Genomic DNA, 24781 nt, shown 5'->3' with positions numbered 1-24781 from the left:
GGGTCCATGGCGGCCCGCCTGCGCCGAACGGGGCATGGGTGGAGCCGGAGACCGGCTCCACCCATGGTGGGGGTGTCCGGTCCCGGAACCGGACTTCCGCGGGGGCCGGGTCAGTCGTCGTACGACAGACCGTGACCCGCGGGGTAGAGGACCTTGGCCGGGTCGTCGGCCCGCTGGATCGGCACCGGGAGCTTGCCGCGCGGTTCGACGCGGCCGGCGATCACCCGGGCGACGGCGCGCAGCTCGACATCGGTCCAGCAGTAGGTGGCGAGCGCCGCGCGGACGCCACTGAGCTGGGCGATGTCGTACGGGTTGCGTACGGCGACATTGATCACCGGGATGCCGGTGGCGACCAGCCGGGACACCAGGGTGCGCTGGGTGCTGGTGGCGCCGACGTTGTCGGTGACCACGACGACGGCGTGCCGGCCGGTGGCGGCGGCCACCGCCGCGTCGATGGCCACCGTGTCCGGGGCCCGGCCGGTGGCGATCGAGGTGGTGGTGAAGCCCAGGTCGTCCAGGAAGGCGGTGAGGGACGGGAGGGCGAAGCGGGTGGCGTCGGCGGGGAAGACCGGGTTGGCGCCGACCACCAGGAGCTTGCGCTGTCTGCTGCCCAGCGGGAGCGTGTCGTTCTTGTTGACGAGCAGGGTGGTGGTCCGCTCGGTGATGCGGTCGGCGGTGGCCAGGTTCTTGCGGGTGCCGACGGTCCGGTCGACCTCGTCGTGGGAGACGTACGGGCTGCCGCTGAGCAGGCCGACCTTGTCCTTGAGGCGCAGGATGCGCAGGACGGACTCCTCGATCCGGGCCTCGGTCAGCTCACCGCTGCGGACCGCGGCCACCACGGCGTTGAAGGCGACCTCGATGTTCGGCGGGAAGAGCAGCTGGTCGGCCCCGGCCTTCAGGGCGAGGACGGGCACCCGGTCGTCGCCGTACTTGGTGCGGACGCCCTGCATGTTGAGTGCGTCGGTGACGATCACGCCCTCGAAGCCGAGTTCACCGCGCAGTACGTCGGTGAGGATGATCGGCGAGAGGGTGGCGGGGTCGTTGCTCGGGTCGAGCGCGGGGACCTGGAGGTGGGCGGTCATGATCGAGTCGACGCCGGCGGCGATCGCGGCCCGGAAGGGCGGGGCGTCGATCCGCTCCCACTCCTCGCGGGTGTGGGTGATCACCGGGAGCTGGGTGTGGCTGTCCGCGCCCGTGTCGCCGTGGCCGGGGAAGTGCTTGGCGCAGGCGATGACACCGGCGCGCTGGTAGCCCTGGACCTGGGCGGCGACCAGTTTGCCGACGGCGGTGGGGTCGGCGCCGAAGGAGCGCACGTTGATCACCGGGTTGGCGGGGTTGACGTTGACGTCGGCGACCGGGGCGAAGTTCTGGTAGATGCCCAGCGTCGCGAGTTCCGCGCCGGCTATCTGCCCGGCGGTACGGGCGTCGGAGGCGGAGCGGCCCGCGCCGAGGGCCATCGCGCCGGGCATCTGGGTGGCCGGGCTGCCGATGCGGGTGTTGGCGCCGTGCTCCTGGTCGATGGAGATCAGGGAGGGCACGGGGGTGGGCAGGGCGAGGGAGGCGCGCTGCACGCCGTTGGTGAGGTCGGCGACCTGGTGCAGGTCGATGATGTTCCCGGTCCAGCCGCTGAAGTAGATCACTCCGCCGAGGTGGTACTTGGCGATGGCTTCCGCGGCGCTGCGGACACCCAGTTCCCGGAGGTTGGCGTCCACGTGGGACTGGTTCGGGTTGTCGGCGGAGTGACCGTAGAAGTAGGTCACGAACAACTGGCCGACCTTCGCCTCCAGGCTCATCGACTCGATGAGACCTCGAAGGCTGGCGTCCCCGGCGGCGGGGCGCTCGGCGGCGACGGCGGGGGTGGCGGTGACCCCCAGGGCTCCGGCGCCAGCGACAGCGGTCGCGGAGGCGAGGAGGGTACGCCTGGACAGACTCCGGTCCTGCATACGGAGGAGCTCCTTCCGGCCTTGCACGTCAAGGGAGTTGGCGGAATTTTGAACCAGACCTGGACAGCCGGAAACGTAGCTGTGGATCATTCTCCCCACAAGAGGTCTAGACAAAAAAGGTCTAGACAAAATTTGGGCCCACCGCCGCTACCAGCGGTTTTGCACACCGTGCAGCGCGGGGAACGGAATCTGAGGCCGCGCAGAGACAGCGGGAGGACGGAGAAGAAGACGGCCGAAAGGCGGAGGAGGGACGGCGGGAGGCCGACGGAGGGACGGCGGAGGAACGGCGGAGGGACGATGCGGAGGCGGCGGAGAAACGTCCGAAGGCCGACCGCGAGACGGCTGGGAACCGCCGGGAGACAGCCGGGAGAGCTGGGAGACATCTGGGAGAGCTGGGAGACGGCCGAGAGACGGCCCGCTGAAAGCGCCCTATAGACTCCGTCTACGTGACTTCCGCACCTGCCAAGCCCCGCATCCCCAATGTGCTCGCCGGACGCTATGCCTCCGCCGAGCTGGCCGCACTCTGGTCGCCCGAGCAGAAGGTGAGGCTGGAGCGACAGCTCTGGCTCGCCGTGCTGCGGGCGCAGAAGGACCTCGGGATCGAGGTGCCGGACGCGGCGATCACCGACTACGAACGGGTGCTCGACACCGTCGACCTGGCCTCCATCGCCGAGCGCGAGAAGGTCACGCGGCACGACGTGAAGGCGCGGATCGAGGAGTTCAACGACCTCGCCGGGCATGAGCAGGTGCACAAGGGCATGACGTCCCGCGACCTGACGGAGAACGTCGAGCAGCTCCAGATCCGGCTCTCCCTGGAGCTGGTGCGCGACCGTACGGTGGCGGTCCTGGCCCGGCTGGGCCGGCTGGCCGGTGAGTACGGCGAGCTGGTCATGGCCGGCCGGTCGCACAACGTGGCCGCGCAGGCGACCACCCTCGGCAAGCGGTTCGCGACCGCCGCCGACGAGCTGCTGGTGGCGTACGGCCGGCTGGGGGAGCTGCTCGGCCGCTATCCGCTGCGCGGCATCAAGGGCCCGGTCGGCACCGCCCAGGACATGCTGGACCTGCTCGGCGGCGACACGGCGAAGCTGACCGAGCTGGAGCGGCGGATCGCCGGGCACCTCGGTTTCGCCCACGCCTTCACCTCGGTGGGCCAGGTCTACCCGCGCTCCCTGGACTACGAGGTGGTCACCGCCCTCGTCCAGCTCGCGGCGGGCCCGTCCTCGCTGGCCAAGACGGTCCGGCTGATGGCCGGGCACGAGCTGGTCACCGAGGGCTTCAAGCCGGGCCAGGTCGGCTCGTCCGCGATGCCGCACAAGATGAACACCCGCTCCTGCGAGCGCGTGAACGGCCTCATGGTGATCCTGCGCGGCTACGCCTCGATGACCGGCGAGCTGGCGGGCGACCAGTGGAACGAGGGCGATGTCTCCTGCTCGGTGGTGCGCCGGGTCGCGCTGCCGGACGCGTTCTTCGCCCTGGACGGCCTGCTGGAGACCTTCCTGACCGTGCTCGACGAGTTCGGCGCGTTCCCCGCCGTCGTGGCCCGCGAGCTGGACCGCTATCTGCCCTTCCTCGCCACCACGAAGGTGCTGATGGCGTCGGTGCGGGCCGGGGTGGGCCGTGAGGAGGCCCACGAGGCGATCAAGGAGAACGCCGTCGCCTGCGCCCTCGCGATGCGCGAGCAGGGCGCCGAGCGCAATGAACTCCTCGACAGGCTGGCCGCCGACCCCCGTATCCCGCTCGACCGCGCCCGGCTCGACGCGCTGATGTCCGACAAGCTGTCCTTCACGGGCGCGGCGGCGGACCAGGTGGCCTCCGTCACGGGCCGGATCGAGGAGATCCTCAAGCAGCACCCGGAGGCGGCCGGATACACCCCGGGAGCGATCCTCTGACCCGCTTCACCCCCGCAGAGCTGGAGGCCGCCCGCGAACGTCTGGTGCCGGACGTGATCGCGGGCGGGCTCGATGTGCTGTTCTGCGGAATCAATCCGGGCCTGATGACGGCGGCGACCGGCCACCACTTCGCCCGGCCCGGCAACCGCTTCTGGCCGGTGCTGCACCGGTCCGGGTTCACCCCGAGGCAGCTGAGGCCGGCGGAGCAGGGTGAGCTGCTGTCGTACGGCCTCGGGATCACCAATGTGGTGGCGCGGGCCACGGCACGGGCGGACGAGCTGAGCGCGGACGAGTATCGCGAGGGCGGACGGCTGCTGGCCGAGAAGGTGGGGCGGCTGGGGCCACGCTGGCTGGCCGTGGTGGGGGTCACCGCGTACCGCGCCGCGTTCGACGAGCGGACGGCGCGGGTGGGGCCGCAGGAGCGGGTCTTCGGGGACACGCGGGTGTGGGTACTGCCCAATCCGTCCGGGCTGAACGCGCATTGGTCGGTGCAGGCCATGGCGGAGGAGTTCGGGCGGTTGCGGGGGCGGGTGGGGGCGTAGTCCGGGCTGTTGTGGGGGCGGGTGCGGGCGTGAGTCGGGCTGGTGTGGGTGCTGTGTGCTCCTCATGCCTCCAGTAGACCTGCCGCCACTGACAATCGGCCTGGGCGTCGGGGGCCGGTGTCACGCGTCCCGGTGTCACGCGTCCCGGCGTCGTACGCTCCACGCGCCCGCCGCCAGGGCGGCTGCTGACCAGGCCGCGGTGACCGCCAGGCCGGTCCAGGGGGTCAGGGAACTGTCGGGGTGTTGCTGGAAGGCGAGTTGGCCGGCCCGGTCGGGGAGGTAGTCGATGGCGCCGCCCGCCGCGTCTCCGATGACGAAGGAGATGATCAGGATGAACGGGATGAGGATGCTCAGGGTGGCGACGCCGCTGCGCAGCAGGGCCGCGAGGCCGGTGGCCAGGAGCGCCATCAGGGTCAGGTAGATGCCGCAGCCGATCACGCCACGGGTCAGTTCCGCCGTGCCGAGACTGTCGGCGGCGTCGCCCAGGGCGGCCACGCCCACCGCGGCGGACACGGCGCCGGTGAGCAGGCCCACCAGGAGGGTCGGGAGGGCGACGGCGAGCGCCTTGGCGGCGAACCAGCGACCGCGGCGCGGTACGGCCGTCAGCGCCTGGCGCAGGCCACCGCCCTGGAACTCCGAGGAGACGGCCATCGCACCGAAGGCGATCGCGGCGATCTGGGCGGGCGCCACGCCGAGGAACACGGCGAACAGCGGATCGAAGCCGGGCTCGGCGGTGTCCGATGTCCCGGCGAGCGCGGCGAAGGCCGTGGCCACCGCGAGGAGCGCGACAAGGGAGCCGTACAGCGAGCGCAGGGTGCGGATCTTCAGCCACTCGGAGTGGAGTACGGGTGCGAACGGCATGGTCAGACCTCCTGCGGCGGGGCGGTGTACTCGGTCTCGGACGCGGTCAGATCGAGGTATGCCTGCTCCAAGGTGCCTTCCTCTGCGGCGAGTTCCAGCACGGGCACGCCTGCCTGTGAGATGAGGCGGCCGATGTCGTCCACGCGCGCGTCGCGTACCGTCCACGCCCCGTCCGCGCTCTGCTCGGCGTCGTGTCCGTGCCGGGCGAGCAGGTCCTTCAGGGCGGTGTCGTCACTGGTTCGCACCCGCACAGCGGGCCGCACGCGCCCGTCGATGAACGCGCGCATCGGCAGGTCGGCGAGGAGACGGCCCCGGCCCAGGACGACGAGCTGGTCCGCGAAGGCCGCCGTCTCCGTCATCAGATGGCTGGAGACGAGCACCGTACGGCCCTCGTCGGCGAGCCGGCGCAGCAGCGTGCGGATCCAGATGATGCCCTCGGGGTCGAGCCCGTTGGACGGCTCGTCGAGCATCACCACGGGCGGGTCGCCGAGCAGCGCGGCGGCGATGCCGAGCCGCTGGCGCATGCCGAGGGAGTACGTCCTCACCCGGCGGCGGGCGACCGACGTGAGGCCGGTCTCCGCGAGGACCTCGTCCACGCGCGCGGCGGGGATGCGGTTGCTGGTGGCGAGGATGCGCAGATGGTCGCGGCCGGTACGGGAGCCGTGGGCGGCCTGGGCGTCGAGCAGGGCGCCCACCTCACGCAGCGGCTCGGCGGCGGCCTCGTAGGGGCGTCCGCCGATGGTGGCGGTGCCGGAGGCCGGCCGGTCCAGGCCGAGGACGAGCCGCATGGTGGTGGACTTCCCGGCGCCGTTCGGGCCCAGGAAGCCGGTGACCCGGCCCGGTTCGACGCTGAAGGTGAGGTGGTCCACCGCACGTCTGCCGCCGAACTCCTTGGTGAGGTCGTGCACATCGATCGTGGTCATGGCAGCAGAGTGGCCCGCGCGGTGGGGCGGGGGCCTCCCCCGCGCGTGGAGATCGTCTCCCCCGCCCGGGGGAGGGCCGTTGTCAGTGGCGGCTGTCACGATGGGCGGATGGTCCGTTTGCTGCGCCCGTTGCTCTGGGGGAAGACGTACACCCGCCAGCTTCATCTCCAGGTGCCGGTGCTGCTGGAGGGTGTGTGGCTGTTCATCGACATGTCCCGGCCCTGGGTGCCCGCGGCGCTGCTGATCCCGCTGGGGCTGATCCCCGCCGTGCGCCGCGGCGAGGGCTTGCAGGCCCGGTTCATGCTGGTGCCGGACGAGGCGGAGCCGGGGATCTCGACGGCCTCGGCGGCGACCTGGGGGGACCGGCTGCGGACCGTGGTGTGGCTGGAGACGCGGGCCGCTTTCGCCGTCGTGGCGTCCTTCTCGATCATCTGGCTGCCGCTGACCTCCGTCGACCTCGCACGGGCCGCTCTGGGCAGCCCCTCCGACGACCACCCGCTGCTGCCCATCGAGCAGGGCCACTGGGCCTACGCGCTCCTGGTGCCGTTTCCGCTGATCTGCCTGGCGTTCGTCGTGGTCGGGCAGGGCGCGCTGATCACCGCCGTCGCCCGGCGGCTGCTCGGCCCCTCCCTCGCCGAGCGGATGGCCGCCCTGGAGGAGCACACGGACCAACTGCTGGAGCGCACGCGGATCGCCCGCGAGCTGCACGACTCGATCGGCCACGCGCTGACGGTGGCGGTGGTGCAGGCGGGCGCCGCGCGCACGGCGGGCGATCCGGCGTTCACCGATCGGGCGCTCGCCGCGATCGAGGAGACCGGACGGACCGCGCTGGAGGATCTGGAGCGGGTGCTGGGCGTGCTGCGCGAGTCGGAGCGGCCGTTGAGCGCCAGACCGACACTGGCCGACGCGGACCGGCTGCTGGAGTCGGCCCGTACGTCCGGGGCAAAGGTGGACGCCGAGGTCAGCGGCCCGCTGGGGACGGTCCCGGGCCCGGCCTCCCGTGAGGGCTACCGCATCCTCCAGGAGTCGCTGACCAATGTGCTCCGGCACGCGGGGGCGGTGCCGGTGCGGGTGCGGATCGCCGTCGCCGATGGCGCGCTCGATCTGGAGGTGCGCAATCCGCTGACCGCGGACATACCGGGGCCCGGCCGGGGCAGCGGGCTGCGCGGGATCCGCGAGCGCGCGGCCCTGCTCGGCGGCCGGGCGCACACGGGGCCCGACGAGGGCGACTGGCAGGTACGGGTGGAGCTGCCGCTGCGGTGAGGGGCGGGGTGGGGTGGGTGGGGGTGGGGCTCGGGGCGGCGGGAGCGGAGGCCGGAGTGGCGGGGAGGCGGGGAGGGAGAAGCGGGGAGGGAGGAGAGGGGAGCGGCTGGGAGGGGGCACGAGAACGGGGAATGGGCGCGGGGGCGGGAGCGACGGGGAGGGCAAGCCGGGCGGGGCACGGGGGCGGTGGCGAGGGCGACGGGGGCAGGCCGGGCGGGGGCACAGGGGCGGTGGCACAGGGGCGGTGGCGGGAGCGACAGGAGGGGCAGTCGGGGCGGGACGGCCGGAATGGGGGCGCGGAAGCGGGACAGCCGGAGTGGGGGCGGCAGCGGGACACTGCAGCGGAGGCCGGAGCAGGGGCGGCGCGGGCAGGGCCTAGGCTGGCCCGATGCCGGTCACCGTTCTGCTCGTCGATGACGAACCCCTGGTCCGCGCGGGGCTGCGGGTCGTGCTGGAGGCCCAGCCGGACATCGAGGTGGTGGGGGAGGCCGCCGACGGAGCGGCCGTGATCCCGCTGGTACGGCGGCTGCGGCCCGACGTGATCGCCATGGACGTACGGATGCCGCTGCTGGACGGGATCGAGGCCACGCGCGCGGTGCTGCGGACGGTGGACCGGCCGCCGAAGATCCTGGTGGTGACGACCTTCGAGAACGACGAGTACGTGTACGAGGCGCTGCGGGCCGGGGCGGACGGGTTTTTGCTGAAGCGGGCCCGGCCGGCCGAGATCGTGCACGCGGTGCGGCTGGTCGCGGCGGGTGAGTCGCTGCTGTTCCCCGCGTCCGTACGGCAGTTGGCCGCCGCGTACGGGGACGACGGCGGAAATCGGGCGGCGCGGGCCGTGCTGGACCGGGCGCAGCTCACCGATCGCGAAGCCGAGGTGTTGCGTCTGATGACCCGTGGGATGTCCAACGCCGAGATCGCCGCGCAGTTGGTGGTCGGCACCGAGACCGTGAAGTCGCATGTCAGCGCGGTGCTGGCGAAGCTGGGGGCGCGAGATCGGACGCAAGCGGTGATCACGGCGTACGAATCGGGGTTCGTTTCGCCGGGCTGACAGCCATGATGGAGGCGGAGTTCATCGTTCCGCCACTCGCCGGGGCTCCTCCGCGCCGAGTACCATCCGCCCAACAGGCGCGGGAGCTGGGAGGACGGACGGTGGGGCGGCTGACCGGCGGGGATCCCTCGCTGCTGCGAAGGATCAATTCCGCGGTGGTGCTGCACGCACTGCGTGCCACGGATTCCGTGACACTCACCGAGATCACCAAGCTGACCGGGCTGTCCCGGCCGACCGTAGAGGGTGTCGTCGAGGGGCTGATCGAGAACGGGCTGGTCGTGGAGGCCGCGGCCGAGGAGGGCGCGGCCCGGCGGCAGGGGCGGCCGGCCCGGAGGTTCCGGTTCCGGGCCGAGGCGGGACATCTGCTCGGCCTGGAGATCGGGCCGCACCGGGTGGCGGCGCTGCTGTCCGACCTGGACGGGCGCGTGGTCGGCGCGCAGGCCAAGGACGTGGAGGTGACCGCGTCGGCCGATGAACGGCTGGAGCGGCTGCGGGGCGCGGTGGCCGAGCTGCTGCGCCGGGCCGGGGTGCCGCGCGGGTCGCTGCGCGCGGTGGGCGTGGGCACACCGGGGATCGTGGAGGCGGACGGCACGGTACGGCTGGGGACCGCGCTGCCGGAGTGGACCGGGCTGCGGCTCGGGGAGCGGCTCGGGCGGTCCTTCAAGTGCCCGGTGCTGGTGGAGAACGACGCGAATGCGGCGGCGGTGGCCGAGCACTGGAAGGGCGGGGCGCGCGACTCCGACGACCTGGTGTTCGTCCTGGCGGGGCTGAGCCCGGGGGCGGGTTCGCTGATCGGCGGGCGGCTGCACCGGGGGTTCGGCGGGGCGGCGGGCGAGATCGGCGCGCTGCATCTGCTGGGCCGCGAGGTCACACCGGAACGGCTCCTGTCCACGACGGACCAGCCTCTACAGCCCCTGGACGAGCAGCAGGTGGCCGATGTCTTCGACCGCGCCCGCCGGGGCGACGAACGTGCCCGTGAGGCCGTGGACCGCTTCATACAGCGCCTGATCCACGATGTCGCCGCCCTGGTCCTCGCCCTCGACCCGGAACTCGTCATCATCGGCGGCTGGGCCGCCGGGCTGGACGACGTCCTGGAACCGCTGCGCCGGGAACTCGCCCGCTACTGTCTGCGCCCGCCGAGGGTCGCCCTCTCCCTGCTGGGCGAGGCGGCCGTGGCGACGGGTGCGCTGCGGCTGGCTCTGGACCATGTCGAGGAGGAGCTGTTCGCGGTGGAGGGGGCGGGGACGGCCCGGCAGTGACGGGGGGTGTGCGGGGGCAGGGGTGTGCGGGGGGCGGGGGTGGCCGGGCAGGGTTCCACGGGCCGCCGACCGACGCCCGACGCCTGCTGACTGCTGACTGCTGACTGCTGACTGCTGACTGCTGACTGCTGACTGCTGATGGACGTCTGACGGGTGACGGCTGACGTCCGTACCCCGTGCGCCGTGGCCCAGTGCTCCCCGGGGGGACGGCCGCCGGCCCCGTCCCTCCGCACAACAGCGCGCGTCCTGGGGAATGCTCCCCGGGACGCGCGCTGATTCGGTACCTCACACAGCCCTTGTCCGGTGCTTCAGGCGGTGTCGTCCGTCCCGCCCTGGCGTCCGGAGGCGTGCGGCCGGGCCCCTGGTCCCAGCCGCTGCCTCCGCCCCGTCCTTGAGCCGCTCACAGGCAGCCCTCAGGAAGCCCTTCGCTCGGGCCCCTGATGGATCTCCACGCCTCCCGAGTCCCCGAAGGTCAGCCGGCAGGTGTCCGCCCGGTACGTGGCCACGGAGAGCGCGGCCGTGCGGCCGTCGGCGAGGTAGCGGGTGGTGACGACCAGGACCGGCGCGCCGGGAAGGCGGTCGAGTGCCTTGGCGTCGTCCGCGCCGGCCGAGCCCAGCTCCACCGCGCTCTCGCCGCCCTCCAGCTCCAGGCGCTGCAACTCGCGCAGCACCGCCCGCGCGCGTGCCGCCCCCGAGGGGGCGTCTATGGCGCTCAGCTCGGGCACCGAGGACCGCGGGATGTAGAGCAGCTCGGCGGCGACGGGCTGGCCGTGCGTCATCCGCGTACGGCGCACGATGTGCACCGGCTCCGCGCGGTCGGTCTCCAGGGCCTCGGCGACGGTCGCGGGCGGCTCGGCGAGCGTGCAGTCGGCGCTCTGCCAGGCGTCCTCCCCCGCTCCCGGCCAGGTGTGCTGCTCGGTGCCGACGTCCACGCCCATGCGCGGCGGCGCCACGGTCGTGCCGACCCCGCGGCGGCGCTGGAGCCTGCCTTCGAGTTCGAGCTGTTCGAGTGCCTGCCGCAGGGTCGCGCGGGCGACACCGAAGCGGGCGGCGAGGTCGCGCTCATTGGGCAGGATCTCGCCCACCGCGAACTCGGAGTCCAGTGCCTCGGTGAGCACTGTTCGTAGATGCCAGTATTTCGGTTCCGGTACCGATTCCAGCTGCGTGGTCCCCACCCTGTCCTCCGCAATCGCCGTGATCCGGCAGCGTTTTAAGCGCCCTTGTTTATTAAAGGTTGTTGCACTAAGAGCGACCATAAGGCTGCCTTAACCCTTGGTCAATACCAATCCTCCGTCCCCCGCGTGCCGTGGGCGGCTCCCACAGCGGAGCGTTCATGACGCGTTCGCAAAGGGTCGCATTCGTGACGTAGCAGCAAAGTCCCCGTCGTGGGACGGGGACGTCGCGGCCGGCCACCGGTCGGGCAAACGTTCGCCAGGAAACCTACCTAGTCGGGATGGCGTAGGCGAACTCAGACGTCGGCCAGCGACCGGAGCTTGTCCGGATTACGGATGACGTAGACGGCCTGGATCCGCCCGCCCACGATATCCAGCTGGAAGACGGCGTCGGGCGTGCCATCTGAGAGGACGAGCAGAGCGGGCCCGGCGTTCAGTTCCACCGACCGGAAAGTCAGGCCGGGAATGCTCTGCCGGCCAGCGCCGACAAGGAAGCGGCCGACCTTGTCGGCGCTCTCCAGGACGCGGAGCGGCGCCTTCGCCTTGCCGCCGCTGTCGCCGACGAGCCGGACATCCGGGGCGAGCAGTTCCAAGAGGCCGTCGAGATCACCCTCTGTGGCTGCGGCCAGAAATCGCTCGGTCAGCTCACGGCGCCGGACCGGGTCGACGTCGTAGCGCGGCCGGCGCTCCTCGACATGTCTGCGGGCACGCGCGGCGAGCTGGCGCACGGCGGGCTCGCCCCGGTCGAGCATCACGGCGATCTCCGCATAGGGGAAGGCGAACGCCTCGCGCAGCACGAAGACCGCGCGCTCCAGTGGCGAGAGCGACTCCAGCACGACGAGGACGGCCAGGGAGACGGTGTCGGCGAGTACGGCTCGCTCGGCGCTGTCCGGGGCGCTCTCCCCGAAGTGGGTGGCGTACGGCTCCGGCAGCCAGGGTCCGACGTACGCCTCGTCGCGGGCGCGGATCTGGTTCAGCCGGTCGATGGCCAGCCGGGTGACGATCCGTACGAGGTAGGCGCGCGGCTCGCGCACGTCCGCGCGGTCGGCGGCCGACCAGCGCAGCCAGGCGTCCTGGACGGCGTCCTCCGCGTCGGTCACCCGCCCGAGCATGCGGTAGGCCACGCCGAGCAGGACGGGGCGGTGCCGCTCGAAGAGATCGGTCGCGATGTCGGTGGTCACCGTTCCATCCCATCCCGGCCGGCCGGGCCGTGTCCAGACGATATCGCCACGGGCTACCCGCGAGTAGCAATTGCTGACAGGCTGTCCACCACATGCTCGCCGACAACCTGCCGAGGAGCAGACTTGGCCTCCGACTCCACCCCCGCCGCCTCGATGGTCTCGTTCGAGGTCCCCGCCCCGCACGGATCGCGCAGGGCGATCGTCGCCTACGCGCGCGTGGGCGCGGGCGAGCCGTTGCTCCTGCTGCACGGCATCGGGCATCACCGGCAGGCGTGGGATCCGGTGGTGCACATCCTCGCGACCGAACGGGACGTCGTCGCGGTGGACCTCCCCGGCTTCGGGGCCTCCCCCTCCCTGCCGGAGGGGCTCCCCCACGACCTGCCCACCACCAGCGCCGTCCTGGGCGCCCTCTGCGCGGCGCTGGGGCTGGACCGGCCCCATGTCGCGGGCAACTCCCTGGGCGGGCTGCTCGCCCTGGAGCTGGCCCGCGAGAAGCGCGTCCGCTCCGCGACCGTCATCTCCCCGGCGGGGTTCTGGACCCAGGCGGAGCGGCGCTACGCCTTCGCCGTGCTGCGGACCATGCGGCACACCGCGCGGCGGCTGCCCGAGCCCATGGTGCGGCGGATGGCCCGTACGGCGGCCGGACGCACCGCGCTCACCAGCACGATCTACGCCCGCCCGGCCCGGCGCTCACCGGACGCGGTGGTCGCCGAGACACTCGCCCTGGCGCACGCCACGGGGTTCACGGAAACCCTCCGGGCCGGTACGGCCGTCCGGTTCACCGGCGACGTCACGGGGGTCCCGATCACCGTCGCCTGGGGCAACCGGGACCGCCTCCTGCCGCACCGCCAGGGCGTCCGCGCCAAGCGGATCATCCCCCACGCCCGCCTGATCCGGCTCCCAGGCTGCGGCCACGTCCCCATGAACGACGACCCCGCGCTCGTGGCCCGCGTAATCCTGAACGGCAGCCGGTGACCCACTGCGCGGGGCGGTGCGGGTGCCGCTGCGTGGGGCTGTGCCGGTGGGGGGCGTACTCCCGCGTGGGCTGGCGGGTGTCTTCCAGCCCGTCGTTGCGGCTTGCTTCGAGCGTGGCCCCACGGCATGGCCTCTGGCGTCGGCCCTAGGCGTGGTTTCCCGCGGAGGCCATGGGTGACTTCCGTGACGACGCTACGGGGCATCCGGCGCCATCCTGGACTTCCGGGGCGGCGCCCTGCGCAGGGCCTCAGGCGCCGCTCACGCATGGCTTCCCTTCCCGCAGCCCCATCAGGTCGGGGGGTGCTTCGGCGGCTGCCGCCGGGTCCGCCAGGTCGGTCGTCCAAGTGCTGCGTACGGCGGTGGGCCGGGCTGCGTCCCGCGCGGGCGGCGCAGCGGCCGGAGCCCACGCCCGAGGACCCACGCGGCGCCCGGGGTGGCATCCGACGCCGCCCCAAGCCCGCTCTCCGGCACCGCCCTGCGCATGGCCTCGGCGCCGCCCTGGGCGGCGCCCTTGGCGTGGCTTCCCGCAGCCCACGGGTGGCTTTCGACGCGGACGGCTACGGGGCCTCAGGCGGCGCCCTACGCGTGGCATCCGGCGAGACGCCACAGGAGGCTTCGGCGGCGCCCCAACGGCACACTTTCCAGCACAACCCTCCGCACAGCCCCGAGGCCCGACACGGGGCGGCCAGCAGCCCTACGGATGGCGTCCGACGCGACACCACGGGGCCCCCGACGCCGCCCTAGACCCGGATTCCGACGCCCCGCCCTACGCACCACCTCTGGCACCGCCCCACTCGTCGCTTCCCGCGCGGCTGCGCACATGGCTTCCCGCTCGGCTCTACAGGTGGCTTCCGCCGCCCCACAGCACGGTTTCCGCCGCCGACCAACGCATGGGCCTCTCGCGCGCCGCCCCGCGCGCCACGCATGGCTCCCCCTCGGCCCTACCGGCGACTTCCTGCGCCGCGCCAAGCTCGCCTTCCGGCGTGCCGCCCACCCCGTGCCGCCGGCGCGGCATCGCACAACGCTCCCGGCACGACAGCGCCGAAGAGGCTCCGGCGGCGTGCCGCCCGTGCGGCCTCCTCGGGGTGGCCCGGGTCGCCCGTCGGCCTCAGGGCGTGTGGCCCGTCCCACGGGTGACCTCCGGCGCGGCGCCCCGCATTCCCTCACGCTCCGCCCCAGGCGTGGCCTCCGGCGCGGTGTCGCGTGCCGCCGGCCGGGACCGCTCCCTCCTCGCGCGCCGGGCCGCCCGCAGCGCTCCCGACCCCCACCCCACCCCCGCCCCCACAAGGGCACTGCCAACGCCCTGGGCGAGGCCGTAGGACCCCGTCGCGACCAAGGGGGCCGTGGCGGCCGCGGCGACCGGGATCAGGCCGGAGAACAGCGTCGCGCGCTCCGCGCCGATCCGCTGCATGCCCATGTACCAGCAGACGAAGCCGATGACGGTGACCACGACCGCCTGCCACAGGAGCGCCAGCGTCTGTGGGGTGTCCGGACGCGGCAGCCAGGCCGAACCGTCCACCAGCAGCCCCACGGCCGCCGACTGGGCCGCCGCCAGCCCGCACACGGTGGCCGACAGCAGACGCGGCCCCAGAGGCCGCAGCACCGGCACCGCCAGGACCGCGAAACCCACCTCGCCGAGCAGAGCGCACACCGAGAACGCGATCCCGGCGCCATCCGTACGCCCCCACCCCTGCACGGCGAACGCGCCGACCGCCACCAGAAGCGCGCCATACAGCACCGCCCGCTGGGGCCTGCGACCCGCCGTCAGCGGCACGATCACGGCCACCACGATCGGCGCGCAGCCCACGAACACGCCCGGCACCGCCGGTTCCGCCGTGCGCTCCGCGGCGAGGACGGCCAGGTTGAAGCCGACCATCCCGACGGCCGCGAGCACGGCCAGGCGAACCCACTGGCGCGCGGTCAGCGCCCCGAGCCGGGCCCTCGCACCCGCGCCCGCGAGCGGGATCAGCAACAGCCCTGCCAGTGCGTAGCGCAGGAACTGGCCGCCCGCGTAGGGGTAGTCCCCCAGGACGCTGTTCGCGGTGAAGGATGCCCCGACGAGAACACAGGCGAGCGCGGCGAGCAGGGCTCCGCGCACGGTGGTGGCGTTCATGGCAGCGACGCTAGGTACGCGGGCGGTCCGGATTAAGGTCCATTCCCATGAACGCATCGGAGACCAATTCCCCTGACGGGGCCGAGCGGGGTCCCGCCGAGGGCACCGCGCGGGGGGCGGGCGGCGGTACGGGTGGGGAGGAGGAAGCGGCGGGCGGGCCGCCTATGACCGGTACGCCAGGCTCGTCCGGCCCGTTCGGGATGTCTGGAATGTCCCGAACATCCGGGACCCGCGACACATCCAACGCCGCGATCACCTCCGAGACCTCCGGCACCTCCGAAACCCCCTCCACCCTCAGGCCCCCCAACACCCCCACCAAAACCGAACCCACCCCACCCCCCACCAAAACCTCCCCCGCCTGGGAACTCCTCCTCCCCGCCGCCTCCGCCCCCGCACGCGCGCGTGGCCGGTCCTTGCAGGCTGCGTTGCGGGAGGCCGTGCGGTCCGGGCGGCTGGCGTCCGGGACGCGGTTGCCGTCCAGCCGGGATCTGGCGGGCGATCTCGGCGTGTCGCGGGGGCTGATCACCGAGGCGTACGAGCAGTTGACGGCCGAGGGGTATCTGCGCAGCGGGCGCGGCGCGGGTACCTGAGTCGGGGACGCCGTACGGGCCGCCCGGCCCCCCGCGCGGGACCTCGCCCCGCGTACGCCGGGCGCGCGGGCCGACTTCGTGCCCGGCACGCCGGACCTGGCGCTGTTCCCGCGTGCCGCGTGGGCCGCGGCACAGCGCGCCGCCCTGGCGGACCTGCCGCACGACGCCCTCGGCTACCCCGACCCGCGCGGGCTGCCCCGGTTGCGCACCGCCCTGGCCGGGCTGCTGGCCCGGCGCCGGGGCGTGGTCGCGGACCCGGAGCGGATCGTGGTCGTCTCCGGGGTCGCCCAGGCGTCCGCGCTGCTCGGTTTCGTGCTGCACGCGCGCGGGGCGAGCGCCATCGGCGTCGAGCACCCCGGCAGCCCCCAGCACGACGCGCTGTACGCGGCGGCCGGCGTGCGCACCGTCCCCATACCGCTGGACGGCGAAGGGCTCGACGTCGGGGCGCTGCGGGCGTCCGGGGTGCGGGCCGTGGTGACGACGCCGTCGCACCAGTTCCCGACCGGGATCGCGTACTCCGCGCGGCGCCGCGCCGAACTGCTCGACTGGGCGCGGTCCGTGGACGGGCTGGTCCTGGAGGACGACTACGACGGCGACTTCCGGTACGACCGGGCGCCGGTCGGCGCGCTCCAGGGGCTCGATCCGGAGCACGTCGCCTACTCGGGCTCGGTCAGCAAGTCGCTCGCGCCGGGGCTGCGGCTGGGCTGGCTGCTGGTGCCGGAGCGGCTCGCCGAGGAGACGGTGGAGCGCAAGCGGACCATGGACCTCGGGCATCCCACGCTCGACCAGGAACTGTTCGCCCGGTTCGTGGAGCGCGGCGACTACGACCGCCAGTTGCGCCGCTGTCAGCGCGCGTACCGCGAACGCCGGGACGCCCTGGTGGCCGCCCTGGACGAGCACTTCCCCGGCGCCGAGGTCTCCGGCATCGCCGCGGGACTCCATGTCATCGCCACCCTGCCCGCGCGGTACGGCCCCGGAAATCGCTTCCTCGCGCGCGTGCGCGATGCCGGGGTCACGGTGCGCACCCTGGACGCGTACGCGCACCCGGACGCCGCTCCCGGGCGGCCACCGGCCCGCACCTCCCCCGCCGTACGGCTCGTCCTCGGGTACGCGCATCTGACGCCCGCGCGAATCAGGGCGGGCGTGCGGCTGATGGCAGAGGCGGCCGGCAGCTGAACGTACGCCTCGCGGCCCGTTGTTCACTTCCGGTTCGCGTGGGCGCTGTGCCGCCCCAGTAGGAGTGGCAGCGCACGTTGACGTTGGCCGATGCGTGTCGCTCACGCGTCGCTGGACATCACCGGAGGCCCTGCCATGTCCCACCCCGCGCCCCACCCGGGCTCTCCCGGCCCGTTCCCCGGTCGCCGCACCCTGCTGCGCGGCTCGCTCGCCGCCTCGGCGGCCCTGGCCGCCCTGCCCGCCGGTCTCGGCGCGGCGCCCGCCCTCGCCCTGTCGGGGCGCCCACGAGCCGCCTGGGGCGTGCAGAGCGGCGATGTGACGACGGACTCCGGCCTGGTGTGGGTCCGCGCGGACCGCCCGGCCCGGATGATCGTGGAGACCGCTGCCACCGACTCCTTCCGCGCAGCGAAACGCTGGTACGGGCCTCTGCTCGGCTCCGGCTCCGACTTCACCGGCACCGCACAACTGCGCGGGCTGCCGTCCGGCGAGCAGATCCACTACCGGGTGCTGCTGGCCGACCCGGACGACCCGCGCCGCACCGGCGAACCGGTCACCGGCACCTTCCGTACCGCCTCGGCGAGCCGTCGCGACGGCGTGCGGTTCCTGTGGTCCGGGGACCTGGCCGGGCAGGGCTGGGGCATCAACCCGGAGATCGGCGGCTACCGGATCTACGACGCGATGGCCCGGCTGGACCCGGACTTCTTCCTGTGCAGCGGGGACAACGTCTACGCGGACGGCCCGATCACCGGGAGCGTGACGCTGCCCGACGGGCGGGTCTGGCGGAACGTCACGACCCAGGAGAAGGCGAAGGTCGCGGAGACGCTGGCGGAGTTCCGCGGGAACTTCCGCTACAACCTGCTGGACGAGAACCTGCGCGCGTTCAACGCCCAGGTGCCCTCGATCATCCAGTGGGACGACCACGAGGTCACCAACAACTGGTATCCCGGCGAGATCCTCGGTGACACCCGGTACACCGAGAAGCGGGTCGACGTGCTCGCCGCGCGGGCCCGCCAGGCGTTCTCGGAGTACTTCCCGATCTCGACTCTGCGCCGCCCCGACGGCCGGGTCCACCGGGTCCAGCACCACGGGCCGCTGCTGGACGTGTTCGTCCTGGACATGCGGACGTACCGCAACGCCAACTCGCCCGGCGACCAGGCCACGGACACCCAGGGCATCCTCGGTGCCGAGCAGCTGGCGTGGCTCCAGCGGGAGCTGTCACGCTCGCGCGCGGTGTGGAAGGTGATCGCCTCCGACCTGCCGCTGGGCCTCGTCGTGCCGGACACGGGCGACGGCAAGCCGCACATCGAGGCGGTCGCGCAGGGCAACCCGGGGGCGCCGCTCGGCCGGGAACTCCAGATCGCCGAGCTGCTGCGGTACATCAAGCACCGGCGGATCACCGGCACGGTGTGGCTGACGGCGGACGTGCACCACACGTCGGCGCAGCACTACCAGCCGTCGCGGGCCGCGTTCGGCGACTTCGAGCCGTTCTGGGAGTTCGTGTCCGGTCCGCTGAACGCGGGCGCGTTCCCGGCGAACACACTGGACGCCACCTTCGGCCCCGAGCGGGTGTTCCTGAAGGCGCCGGCGGTCGCCAATGTATCCCCGGCCGAGGGCTACCAGTTCTTCGGCGAGGTCGACATCGACGGCGACAGCGCGGAGCTGACCGTACGGCTGCGCGAGCAGGACGGGACGGTGCTGTTCACCAAGGTGCTCCAGCCGGGGCGGGTCGGGCAGTGAGCCCGCGACACCAGCAAGCCGAAACCGGCGATACGCCCGACACTCAGCAGAATCAACAAGAAGGACAGAATCAACAAGAAGGACATAAGCACCTTTTACCGATCAGTCACAGAGCGTTTGTGATCACGCAACACCCCTCCTCCACAGTGGCCGCATGACGATGAAGCGGAAGATGTCCGAAGTGACGCGCACGCGGCACGGCCGGCCGGTGCACCACTGGCGACGGGACGTGGTGGAGCTGGCGGCCCTGTTCACCGCGGTCGCGGTCGCCGACGCGGTGGCCAATCTGATCGGCCACGGACCCGACGGTCCGGCGCTGCTGCTGATCTCGGCGGCGGTACTGGTGGCCACGGCGGCGTTCCACATCTGGTGGGCACGGAGCCTCGGCCACGCCCCGCCCGGCCACGGCCACGCGCCGCCGCCCTCCGAAACCGGTACCCGGCCCCGCTCCCCGCAGCGGCAGGCCGGGCCCGCGCGGCAGGCGCCCGCCACCGGGGCACGCCCCACACTGTGGCGGATGCGCACGACCGTACGGGACGAACCGGGCGCCCTCGCCGCCCTGTGCACGGCCCTCGCCGAACGCCTGGTCGACATACTCAGCCTCCAGACGCATCCGCTGGGCGCGGACACCGTGGACGAGTTCCTGCTGCGCGCCCCGGGCGATCTCAGCGCCGCCGATCTCACCCGCGCGGTGGCCCTGGCCGGCGGCACCGGCACCTGGATCGAACGGGCCGACACCCACGATCTGGTCGACGCCCCGACCCGGGTTCTCGGCCTCGCCACCCGCACCGCACTGGACGCCGCGGAACTTCCGCTGGCCCTGCGGCAGTTGTTGGGACGGTGCACCATCCGCTCGCTGCCCTCGCGGCCCGCCGGATCCGGCCCTGTGCCGGACGGCGTGCCCGTGGAAGGCGCGCTGGAGGACACCGTGATGCGACTGCGAGCACCAGAAGGCGGGGTGATCACCGTGGAGCGGCCCTATCTGCCGTTCACACCCACCGAGTTCGCGCGGGCACGCGCGCTGGTCGAGCTGGATGCCCGGCTCGGCCCCCGCGTCCCGCGCGGCCATGACGTACTGACCCTGCCCGAGGGCGATGCCATCACCGTGCGCCGGGCCGGGCCCGAGGACCTCGACGCGGCGAAGGCCATGCACGAGCGCTGCACCCCGCACACGCTCGGCCTGCGCTACCACGGCCCGGTCGGCGACGCCGACCGCTATCTCGACCACCTGCTCAGCCCCCGTTTCGGCCGCACCCTGGCGATCGAGACGGACTCCGGCCGGATCGTCGGCCTCGGCCATCTCCTGTGGGACGGCGACGAGACCGAGGTCGCCCTGATCGTCGAGGACGCCTGGCAGCGGCGCGGCCTCGGCGGCGAGCTGCTGGGACGGCTGGTGGCCATGGCCGTGGAGGCGGGCTGCGAGAGCGTGTACGCCGTGACCCGGTCCGGCAACACGGGCATGGTCGCGGCGATGCGCGCCCTGGACCTCCCCCTCGACTACCAGATCGAGGAGGGCACCCTGGTCATCACGGCCCGCCTGGAGGCGACCCCGGTCACCTCCCGGCTGCCGTACGACTCGGCGCGGGGGCGGAGCGTACGGGACTGAGATCGGCCGGGGGACCCGGCGCACCTGGGATGCCGGGTCGCCCGGCGCACCTGGGATGCCGGGCCGCCCCGGCGCACCTGGGAACGGCCCGGCGTCCCTCGCCGGGCCGTTCGCGTGGGTGTACGACGCCTGCCCGCTTCCGTGGCGATCGGCGGCTCCCCGCCGGGGGCTCCGGACTGTGCCGGAATCGCTGACGCCGTTCCATCCGAGGTGCGTCGGAGTTCCGTCAGAGGTCCGTCGGAGTTGGCGTTCGGGTTCCGTCCGAATGCCCTCCTGGTGCCCTCCGAATGGCGTCCGACTCCCGTCCGGGTGCCCTCTGATCGAACCGGCGCCTGCGGTGGGGCCGCGGGTCGCTTCCGCCACGGGCGCAATCGGGGTGACGTGCGGCGGGCCCTCGTACGAGGATGGTCGGCATGTCTCAGACCAAGAGCCCGCAGCTGCCCCGCGAGGTCGCCGACGCCTATGTCGACGCTCTCATCGCCCTCGACCCGGTCATCGGTACCTACCTCGGCGTGCAGGAAAGTTCGAGCCGGCTGCCCGATCTGTCACCCGCGGGCCAGGAGGCGCTCGCGGAGCTGGCGCGGGCCACCCTCGCGCGGCTCGACGAGGCGGAGCGGCTGCCCGGCGCGGACAGTGACATCGAGCGCCGCTGCGCCCGGCTGCTGCGCGAGCGGCTGACCGCGGAACTCGGCGTGCACGAGGCCGACGAGGGCCTGCGCACGGTCGGCAATCTGGGCACGCCCCTGCACCAGGTCCGCGAGGTGTTCACGCTGACGCCGACGGAGACCGAGCAGGACTGGGCGGCGATCGCCGAGCGGCTGCGCGCGGTGCCAAAGGCGCTGGCCGGCTACCGGGCCGCCCTCCAGCTGGGCCTGGACCGCAAGCTGTACGCCGGGCCGCGGCCGACGGGCACGCTGATCGAACAGCTCGGCGAGTGGGCGGACACCGACGGCAACGGGCGCGGCTGGTTCGAGGAGTTCGCCGACGCCGGGCCGGACGCGCTGCGCACGGAGCTGGACGAGGCGGCCGGGCGGGCCACGGCCGCCGTGGTGGCGCTGCGGGACTGGCTGCGCGAGGTGTACGCGCCGGCCATCGAGGGCGCCCCCAACGCCGTCGGCCGGGAGCGGTACGCGCGCTGGTCGCGCTACTTCAACGGCACGGATCTCGACCTGGACGAGGCGTACGCGTACGGCTGGGCCGAGTACCACCGGCTGCTCGCCGAGATGCGGCAGGAGGCCGAGAAGATCCTGCCGGGCGCGGCGACGCCCTGGGTGGCGCTCGCACACCTGGACGAACACGGCCGGCACATCGAGGGCGTGGACGAGGTCCGCGACTGGCTCCAGGGGCTGATGGACCAGGCGATCGAGGCGCTGGACGGCACCCACTTCGAACTCGCCGAGCGGGTGCGCAAGGTGGAGTCCCGGATCGCCCCGGCCGGCAGCGCCGCCGCGCCCTACTACACGGCTCCGTCGGAGGATTTCTCCCGACCGGGCCGCACCTGGCTGCCGACCATGGGGCAGACCCGTTTCCCGGTGTACGACCTGGTCTCGACCTGGTACCACGAGGGCGTCCCGGGCCATCACCTCCAGCTCGCGCAGTGGGCGCATGTCGCCGAGAACCTCTCCCGCTACCAGGCCGTCATCGGCGGGGTCAGCGCCAACGCCGAGGGCTGGGCGCTGTACGCCGAGCGGCTGATGGACGAGCTGGGCTTCCTCACCGACGCCGAGGAGCGGCTCGGCTATCTGGACGCGCAGATGATGCGGGCGGCGCGGGTGATCGTGGACATCGGCATGCATCTGGAGCTGGAGATCCCCGCCGACTCCCCCTTCCATCCCGGGGAGCGGTGGACGCCGGAGCTGGCGCAGGAGTTCTTCGGCGCGCACAGCAGCCGGCCGGCGGACTTCGTGGAGAGCGAGCTGACCCGGTATCTGACGATCCCGGGTCAGGCGATCGGCTACAAGCTGGGCGAGCGGGCGTGGCTGCTGGGCCGCGAGAAGGCCCGCGAGCGGCACGGCGACGCCTTCGACCTCAAGGCGTGGCACATGGCGGCGCTGTCTCAGGGCTCGCTGGGGCTGGACGACTTGGTGGATGAACTGGCGCGGTTGTAGGGGCGCCGGGGGCGGACGGGTGCCCCCAGACCGCCGGGGGATGGACGGCTGCCCCTGGGCCCTCCGGGGCTGGACCGCTGCCCCCAGGCCCCAGGCCCTGACGGCGGCCCCGAGCCCCCCAGGCCCTGACGGCTACCCCAAGCCCCCCAGGCCGGAGGGCTGTCCCATGCCCCCCGGGCCCGGACGGCGGCCCGCAGCCCGCCCAACGGCTCCCGGGCCCGCCCGACGGCTCTCAAGCCGCATCCCGCAGCCCTCAGGCCACGCCCGACTCCTCCGCACCCGATCCTCCGCGCCCGTCCGACTCCCCGCCTCCGGGCGGGGGCGGGACCGGTCCCGCCCCCGCGCGGAGGCCGGTCCGTGGCCCGCGCGGAGGCCGGTCCGGGCCCCGCCCGGAGACCGCTCAGCGCCGGAGACCGCTCAGCGCCGGAACCCGCCCTCCGAGTCGATGACCTGACCGGTGATCCAGCCCGCCTCGTCCGTGGCCAGCCACGCGATGAGGCGGGCTGGGTCGTCCGGCATCCCCCAGCGGCCGGCCGGGAAACGGGCCGCGACGGCGTCGTAGTCCTCGCCGGACAGGTAGTCGGTGTCGACGGGGCCCGGGTTGACCGTGTTCACAGTGATCCCGCGCTCGGCGAGCGTCGTGGACAGGGACCGGGTGACCGAGGCCAGAGCACCCTTCTGGAGTGCGTAGGCGAGTTCACCGGGCATGCCGCCCGCGATGTCCTGTCCGGACGTCATCATCATCACCCGCCCCCCGCGCGGCGGCTCCGGCTGCCGCGCGAACGCCTGCGCCAGCAGCAGCACCGAGCGGGTGTCGACGGCCCAGTGCGCGTCGAGCATCTCCGCGTCGATCTCGTCCAGCGTGCCGTCCCGGCCGCTGCGGGCGTGGTTGGCGACCAGGATGTCCAGCCGCCCGCCCAGCGCCCCCGCGGCGGTGGCGATCAGCGCCGCGGGCGCCGTCGGGTCGGACAGATCGGCGGGGCCGTCCACGACCGTCGCCGCCGGGTCGCCGAGCGCCTCGCGCACGGAGGCCACGACGTCGGCGGGACGGTCGGCGCCCCAGGGCAGTTCGGCGTCGTGCGGCACATGGTGGTGCAGGTACACGCTCGCGCCGTACGCGGCCAGCCGCCGGGCCACCGCGTGCCCGATGCCACCGCGCCTGCTGGCACCGGTGACGAGGGCGGTACGGCCGCGCAGGGGCAGCGGATCACGGCGGAGGGACTCGGGGGTGGGGTGGGGAAACCTGGGCATGGACGACCATCATGGGGAGGGGGACGGTTCGCCGCACCTGGTTTTCTCAGCAGCCGCACACCCCCGCGACCGGCCCCGTCAGCGGATCCACCGTCTTCCGCCGGTCCCCCTCCCCCTGGGCGGTCTCGTACGCGAACCCCTCCCGGACCCAGTACTCGAACCCGCCCAGCATCTCCTTGACCCGGTGACCGAGTTCGGCGAGGGCGAGGGCGGCACGCGTGGCCCCGTTGCAGCCGGGGCCCCAGCAGTACGTCACCACCGGCACGGACGGGTCGAGCAGCCGCGCGGCCCGCTCGGGGATCAGCGCGGTCGGCAGATGCAGGGCGCCGGGCACATGGCCCTGGTCCCATGCCTCGGTGGAGCGGGAGTCGAGCAGGACGAAGCCGGGGCCCCCGTCGGCGGCCAGCGCGGCGGCGACATCGGAGACATCGGTGTGAAAGGCGAGGCTCGCCCGGAAGTGGGCGGCGGCCTGGGCGGGGGTGGGGGCGTGGGTCATAGGAGTGCGCGGGCCTTCCGGGTCATGCGCGTGGGCGCGACTGCCAGGTCATATCCATGGGCAGCGGGACGTCCGTCCGATGGACACGTCCCCAAATCTACGGCCGTCCCACCGCCACCTGAAGGCGAGATCCCCGGCACTCTCCTTGCTCCGCCGCCGATTCCCCTGCTATCTCTCCCCCATGACCACGTTTTCCCCGGACGCCACCGACTGGCGCATTCTCGATGTCCTCCAGCGCGAGGGGCGGGCCAGCTTCGCCGAGCTGGCGCGGGCCGTGTCGATGTCGCCGAGCGCGGTGACCGAGCGGGTGCGGCGGCTGGAGGAGGCGGGGGTGATCCAGGGGTACGCGGCGGTCGTGGACCCCGAGCGGCTGGGGCTGTCGATCCTGGCGTTCGTCCGCCTGCGCTATCCGCACGGCAACTACAAGCCGTTCCACGACCTGGTGGCCGCGACGCCGGAGATCCTGGAGGCGCATCACGTCACCGGGGACGACTGTTTCGTCATCAAGGTCGCCGCCCGTTCGATGCGGCATCTGGAGGAGGTGTCCGGCCGGATCGGCGCGCTGGGCTCGGTGACGACGAGCGTCGTGTACTCGTCGCCGCTGCCGCGCAGGCCACTAGGCCAGTAGGCCGAGTACATCCGCAG

18 protein-coding genes and 1 pseudogene are annotated in these 24781 nt (G+C 73.3%); 11 read left to right on the top strand and 8 right to left on the bottom strand.

Translation table 11 applies throughout. The annotated features are described in order from the left end of the window. Positions 1–110: 110 nt before the first annotated feature. Positions 111–1943, bottom strand: coding sequence for a glycoside hydrolase family 3 protein (locus ACFRFC_RS30440; protein WP_382691220.1), 1833 nt, complete (start codon positions 1941–1943; stop codon positions 111–113). 446 nt (positions 1944–2389) lie between these two features. On the opposite strand from ACFRFC_RS30440, the gene purB reads away from it, so the two are divergent. Both purB and mug read left to right on the top strand, forming a co-directional pair. After that, complete coding sequence (gene purB / locus ACFRFC_RS30435) at positions 2390–3832, top strand: adenylosuccinate lyase (protein WP_382691218.1); 1443 nt, start codon at positions 2390–2392, stop codon at positions 3830–3832. Next, on the top strand, positions 3829–4374 hold the full coding sequence (gene mug / locus ACFRFC_RS30430; RefSeq protein ID WP_382691299.1) for a G/U mismatch-specific DNA glycosylase: 546 nt from the start codon (positions 3829–3831) through the stop codon (positions 4372–4374). The genes purB and mug overlap by 4 nt, the downstream gene beginning before the upstream one ends. Before the next feature lie 135 nt (positions 4375–4509). On the opposite strand, the gene ACFRFC_RS30425 is transcribed toward mug, so the two are convergent. Beyond that, positions 4510–5235: an ABC transporter permease gene (locus ACFRFC_RS30425; protein WP_382691215.1), complete on the bottom strand. Its 726-nt coding sequence runs from the start codon at positions 5233–5235 to the stop codon at positions 4510–4512. Between the two features lie 2 nt (positions 5236–5237). Then, on the bottom strand, positions 5238–6158 hold the full coding sequence (locus tag ACFRFC_RS30420) for an ATP-binding cassette domain-containing protein (protein WP_382691212.1): 921 nt from the start codon (positions 6156–6158) through the stop codon (positions 5238–5240). Between the two features lie 108 nt (positions 6159–6266). Here ACFRFC_RS30420 and ACFRFC_RS30415 point away from each other — a divergent pair, with 108 nt between their 5' ends. The 3 genes from ACFRFC_RS30415 to ACFRFC_RS30405 all read left to right on the top strand — a co-directional run bounded on the left by ACFRFC_RS30415 (position 6267) and on the right by ACFRFC_RS30405 (position 9731). Further along, the gene (locus ACFRFC_RS30415; RefSeq protein WP_382691209.1) at positions 6267–7421 is read left to right on the top strand and encodes a sensor histidine kinase; all 1155 of its coding nucleotides are present in this window, start codon (positions 6267–6269) and stop codon (positions 7419–7421) included. A 388-nt stretch (positions 7422–7809) separates the two neighbouring features. After that, the gene (locus tag ACFRFC_RS30410) at positions 7810–8472 is read left to right on the top strand and encodes a response regulator (RefSeq protein ID WP_382691206.1); all 663 of its coding nucleotides are present in this window, start codon (positions 7810–7812) and stop codon (positions 8470–8472) included. Between the two features lie 101 nt (positions 8473–8573). Beyond that, entirely contained in the window at positions 8574–9731 is a 1158-nt protein-coding gene (locus tag ACFRFC_RS30405) for an ROK family protein (RefSeq protein ID WP_382691203.1), read from the top strand. Between the two features lie 413 nt (positions 9732–10144). On the opposite strand, the gene ACFRFC_RS30400 is transcribed toward ACFRFC_RS30405, so the two are convergent. Both ACFRFC_RS30400 and ACFRFC_RS30395 read right to left on the bottom strand, forming a co-directional pair. Continuing rightward, positions 10145–10906: a GntR family transcriptional regulator gene (locus ACFRFC_RS30400; RefSeq protein ID WP_382691200.1), complete on the bottom strand. Its 762-nt coding sequence runs from the start codon at positions 10904–10906 to the stop codon at positions 10145–10147. 293 nt (positions 10907–11199) lie between these two features. Continuing rightward, positions 11200–12084 carry an RNA polymerase sigma-70 factor gene (locus ACFRFC_RS30395; protein WP_382691197.1) on the bottom strand — a complete coding sequence of 295 codons (885 nt, stop codon included), beginning with the start codon at positions 12082–12084 and terminating at the stop codon, positions 11200–11202. A 153-nt stretch (positions 12085–12237) separates the two neighbouring features. Here ACFRFC_RS30395 and ACFRFC_RS30390 point away from each other — a divergent pair, with 153 nt between their 5' ends. Then, positions 12238–13059 carry an alpha/beta fold hydrolase gene (locus tag ACFRFC_RS30390; RefSeq protein WP_382691296.1) on the top strand — a complete coding sequence of 274 codons (822 nt, stop codon included), beginning with the start codon at positions 12238–12240 and terminating at the stop codon, positions 13057–13059. Positions 13060–14167: 1108 nt separating this feature from the next. Here ACFRFC_RS30390 and ACFRFC_RS30385 read toward each other — a convergent pair. Further along, complete coding sequence (locus ACFRFC_RS30385) at positions 14168–15172, bottom strand: DMT family transporter (protein WP_382691194.1); 1005 nt, start codon at positions 15170–15172, stop codon at positions 14168–14170. Positions 15173–15423: 251 nt separating this feature from the next. Here ACFRFC_RS30385 and ACFRFC_RS30380 point away from each other — a divergent pair. From ACFRFC_RS30380 to ACFRFC_RS30365, 4 genes and pseudogenes are all read left to right on the top strand, one after another. Further along, positions 15424–16938 (top strand): annotated as a pseudogene (locus tag ACFRFC_RS30380) (PLP-dependent aminotransferase family protein). 135 nt (positions 16939–17073) lie between these two features. After that, entirely contained in the window at positions 17074–18675 is a 1602-nt protein-coding gene (locus ACFRFC_RS30375) for an alkaline phosphatase D family protein (RefSeq protein ID WP_382691293.1), read from the top strand. A gap of 160 nt (positions 18676–18835) precedes the next feature. After that, a complete protein-coding gene (locus ACFRFC_RS30370) occupies positions 18836–20281 on the top strand; it encodes a GNAT family N-acetyltransferase (RefSeq protein ID WP_382691290.1) in 1446 nt (481 codons plus the stop codon). A 413-nt stretch (positions 20282–20694) separates the two neighbouring features. Beyond that, positions 20695–22389, top strand: coding sequence for a DUF885 domain-containing protein (locus ACFRFC_RS30365; protein ID WP_382691192.1), 1695 nt, complete (start codon positions 20695–20697; stop codon positions 22387–22389). A gap of 417 nt (positions 22390–22806) precedes the next feature. On the opposite strand, the gene ACFRFC_RS30360 is transcribed toward ACFRFC_RS30365, so the two are convergent. Continuing rightward, complete coding sequence (locus ACFRFC_RS30360) at positions 22807–23640, bottom strand: SDR family oxidoreductase (RefSeq protein ID WP_382691189.1); 834 nt, start codon at positions 23638–23640, stop codon at positions 22807–22809. A gap of 46 nt (positions 23641–23686) precedes the next feature. Continuing rightward, the gene (locus tag ACFRFC_RS30355) at positions 23687–24136 is read right to left on the bottom strand and encodes a rhodanese-like domain-containing protein (protein WP_382691187.1); all 450 of its coding nucleotides are present in this window, start codon (positions 24134–24136) and stop codon (positions 23687–23689) included. A gap of 181 nt (positions 24137–24317) precedes the next feature. On the opposite strand from ACFRFC_RS30355, the gene ACFRFC_RS30350 reads away from it, so the two are divergent. Beyond that, entirely contained in the window at positions 24318–24764 is a 447-nt protein-coding gene (locus ACFRFC_RS30350) for an Lrp/AsnC family transcriptional regulator (protein ID WP_382691184.1), read from the top strand. The last annotated feature ends 17 nt before the right edge of the window (positions 24765–24781 follow it).

The sequence above is a fragment of the Streptomyces sp. NPDC056734 genome (assembly GCF_042790455.1).
Taxonomy (GTDB): domain Bacteria; phylum Actinomycetota; class Actinomycetes; order Streptomycetales; family Streptomycetaceae; genus Streptomyces.
This window is presented reverse-complemented; position numbering and strand designations above follow the sequence as displayed.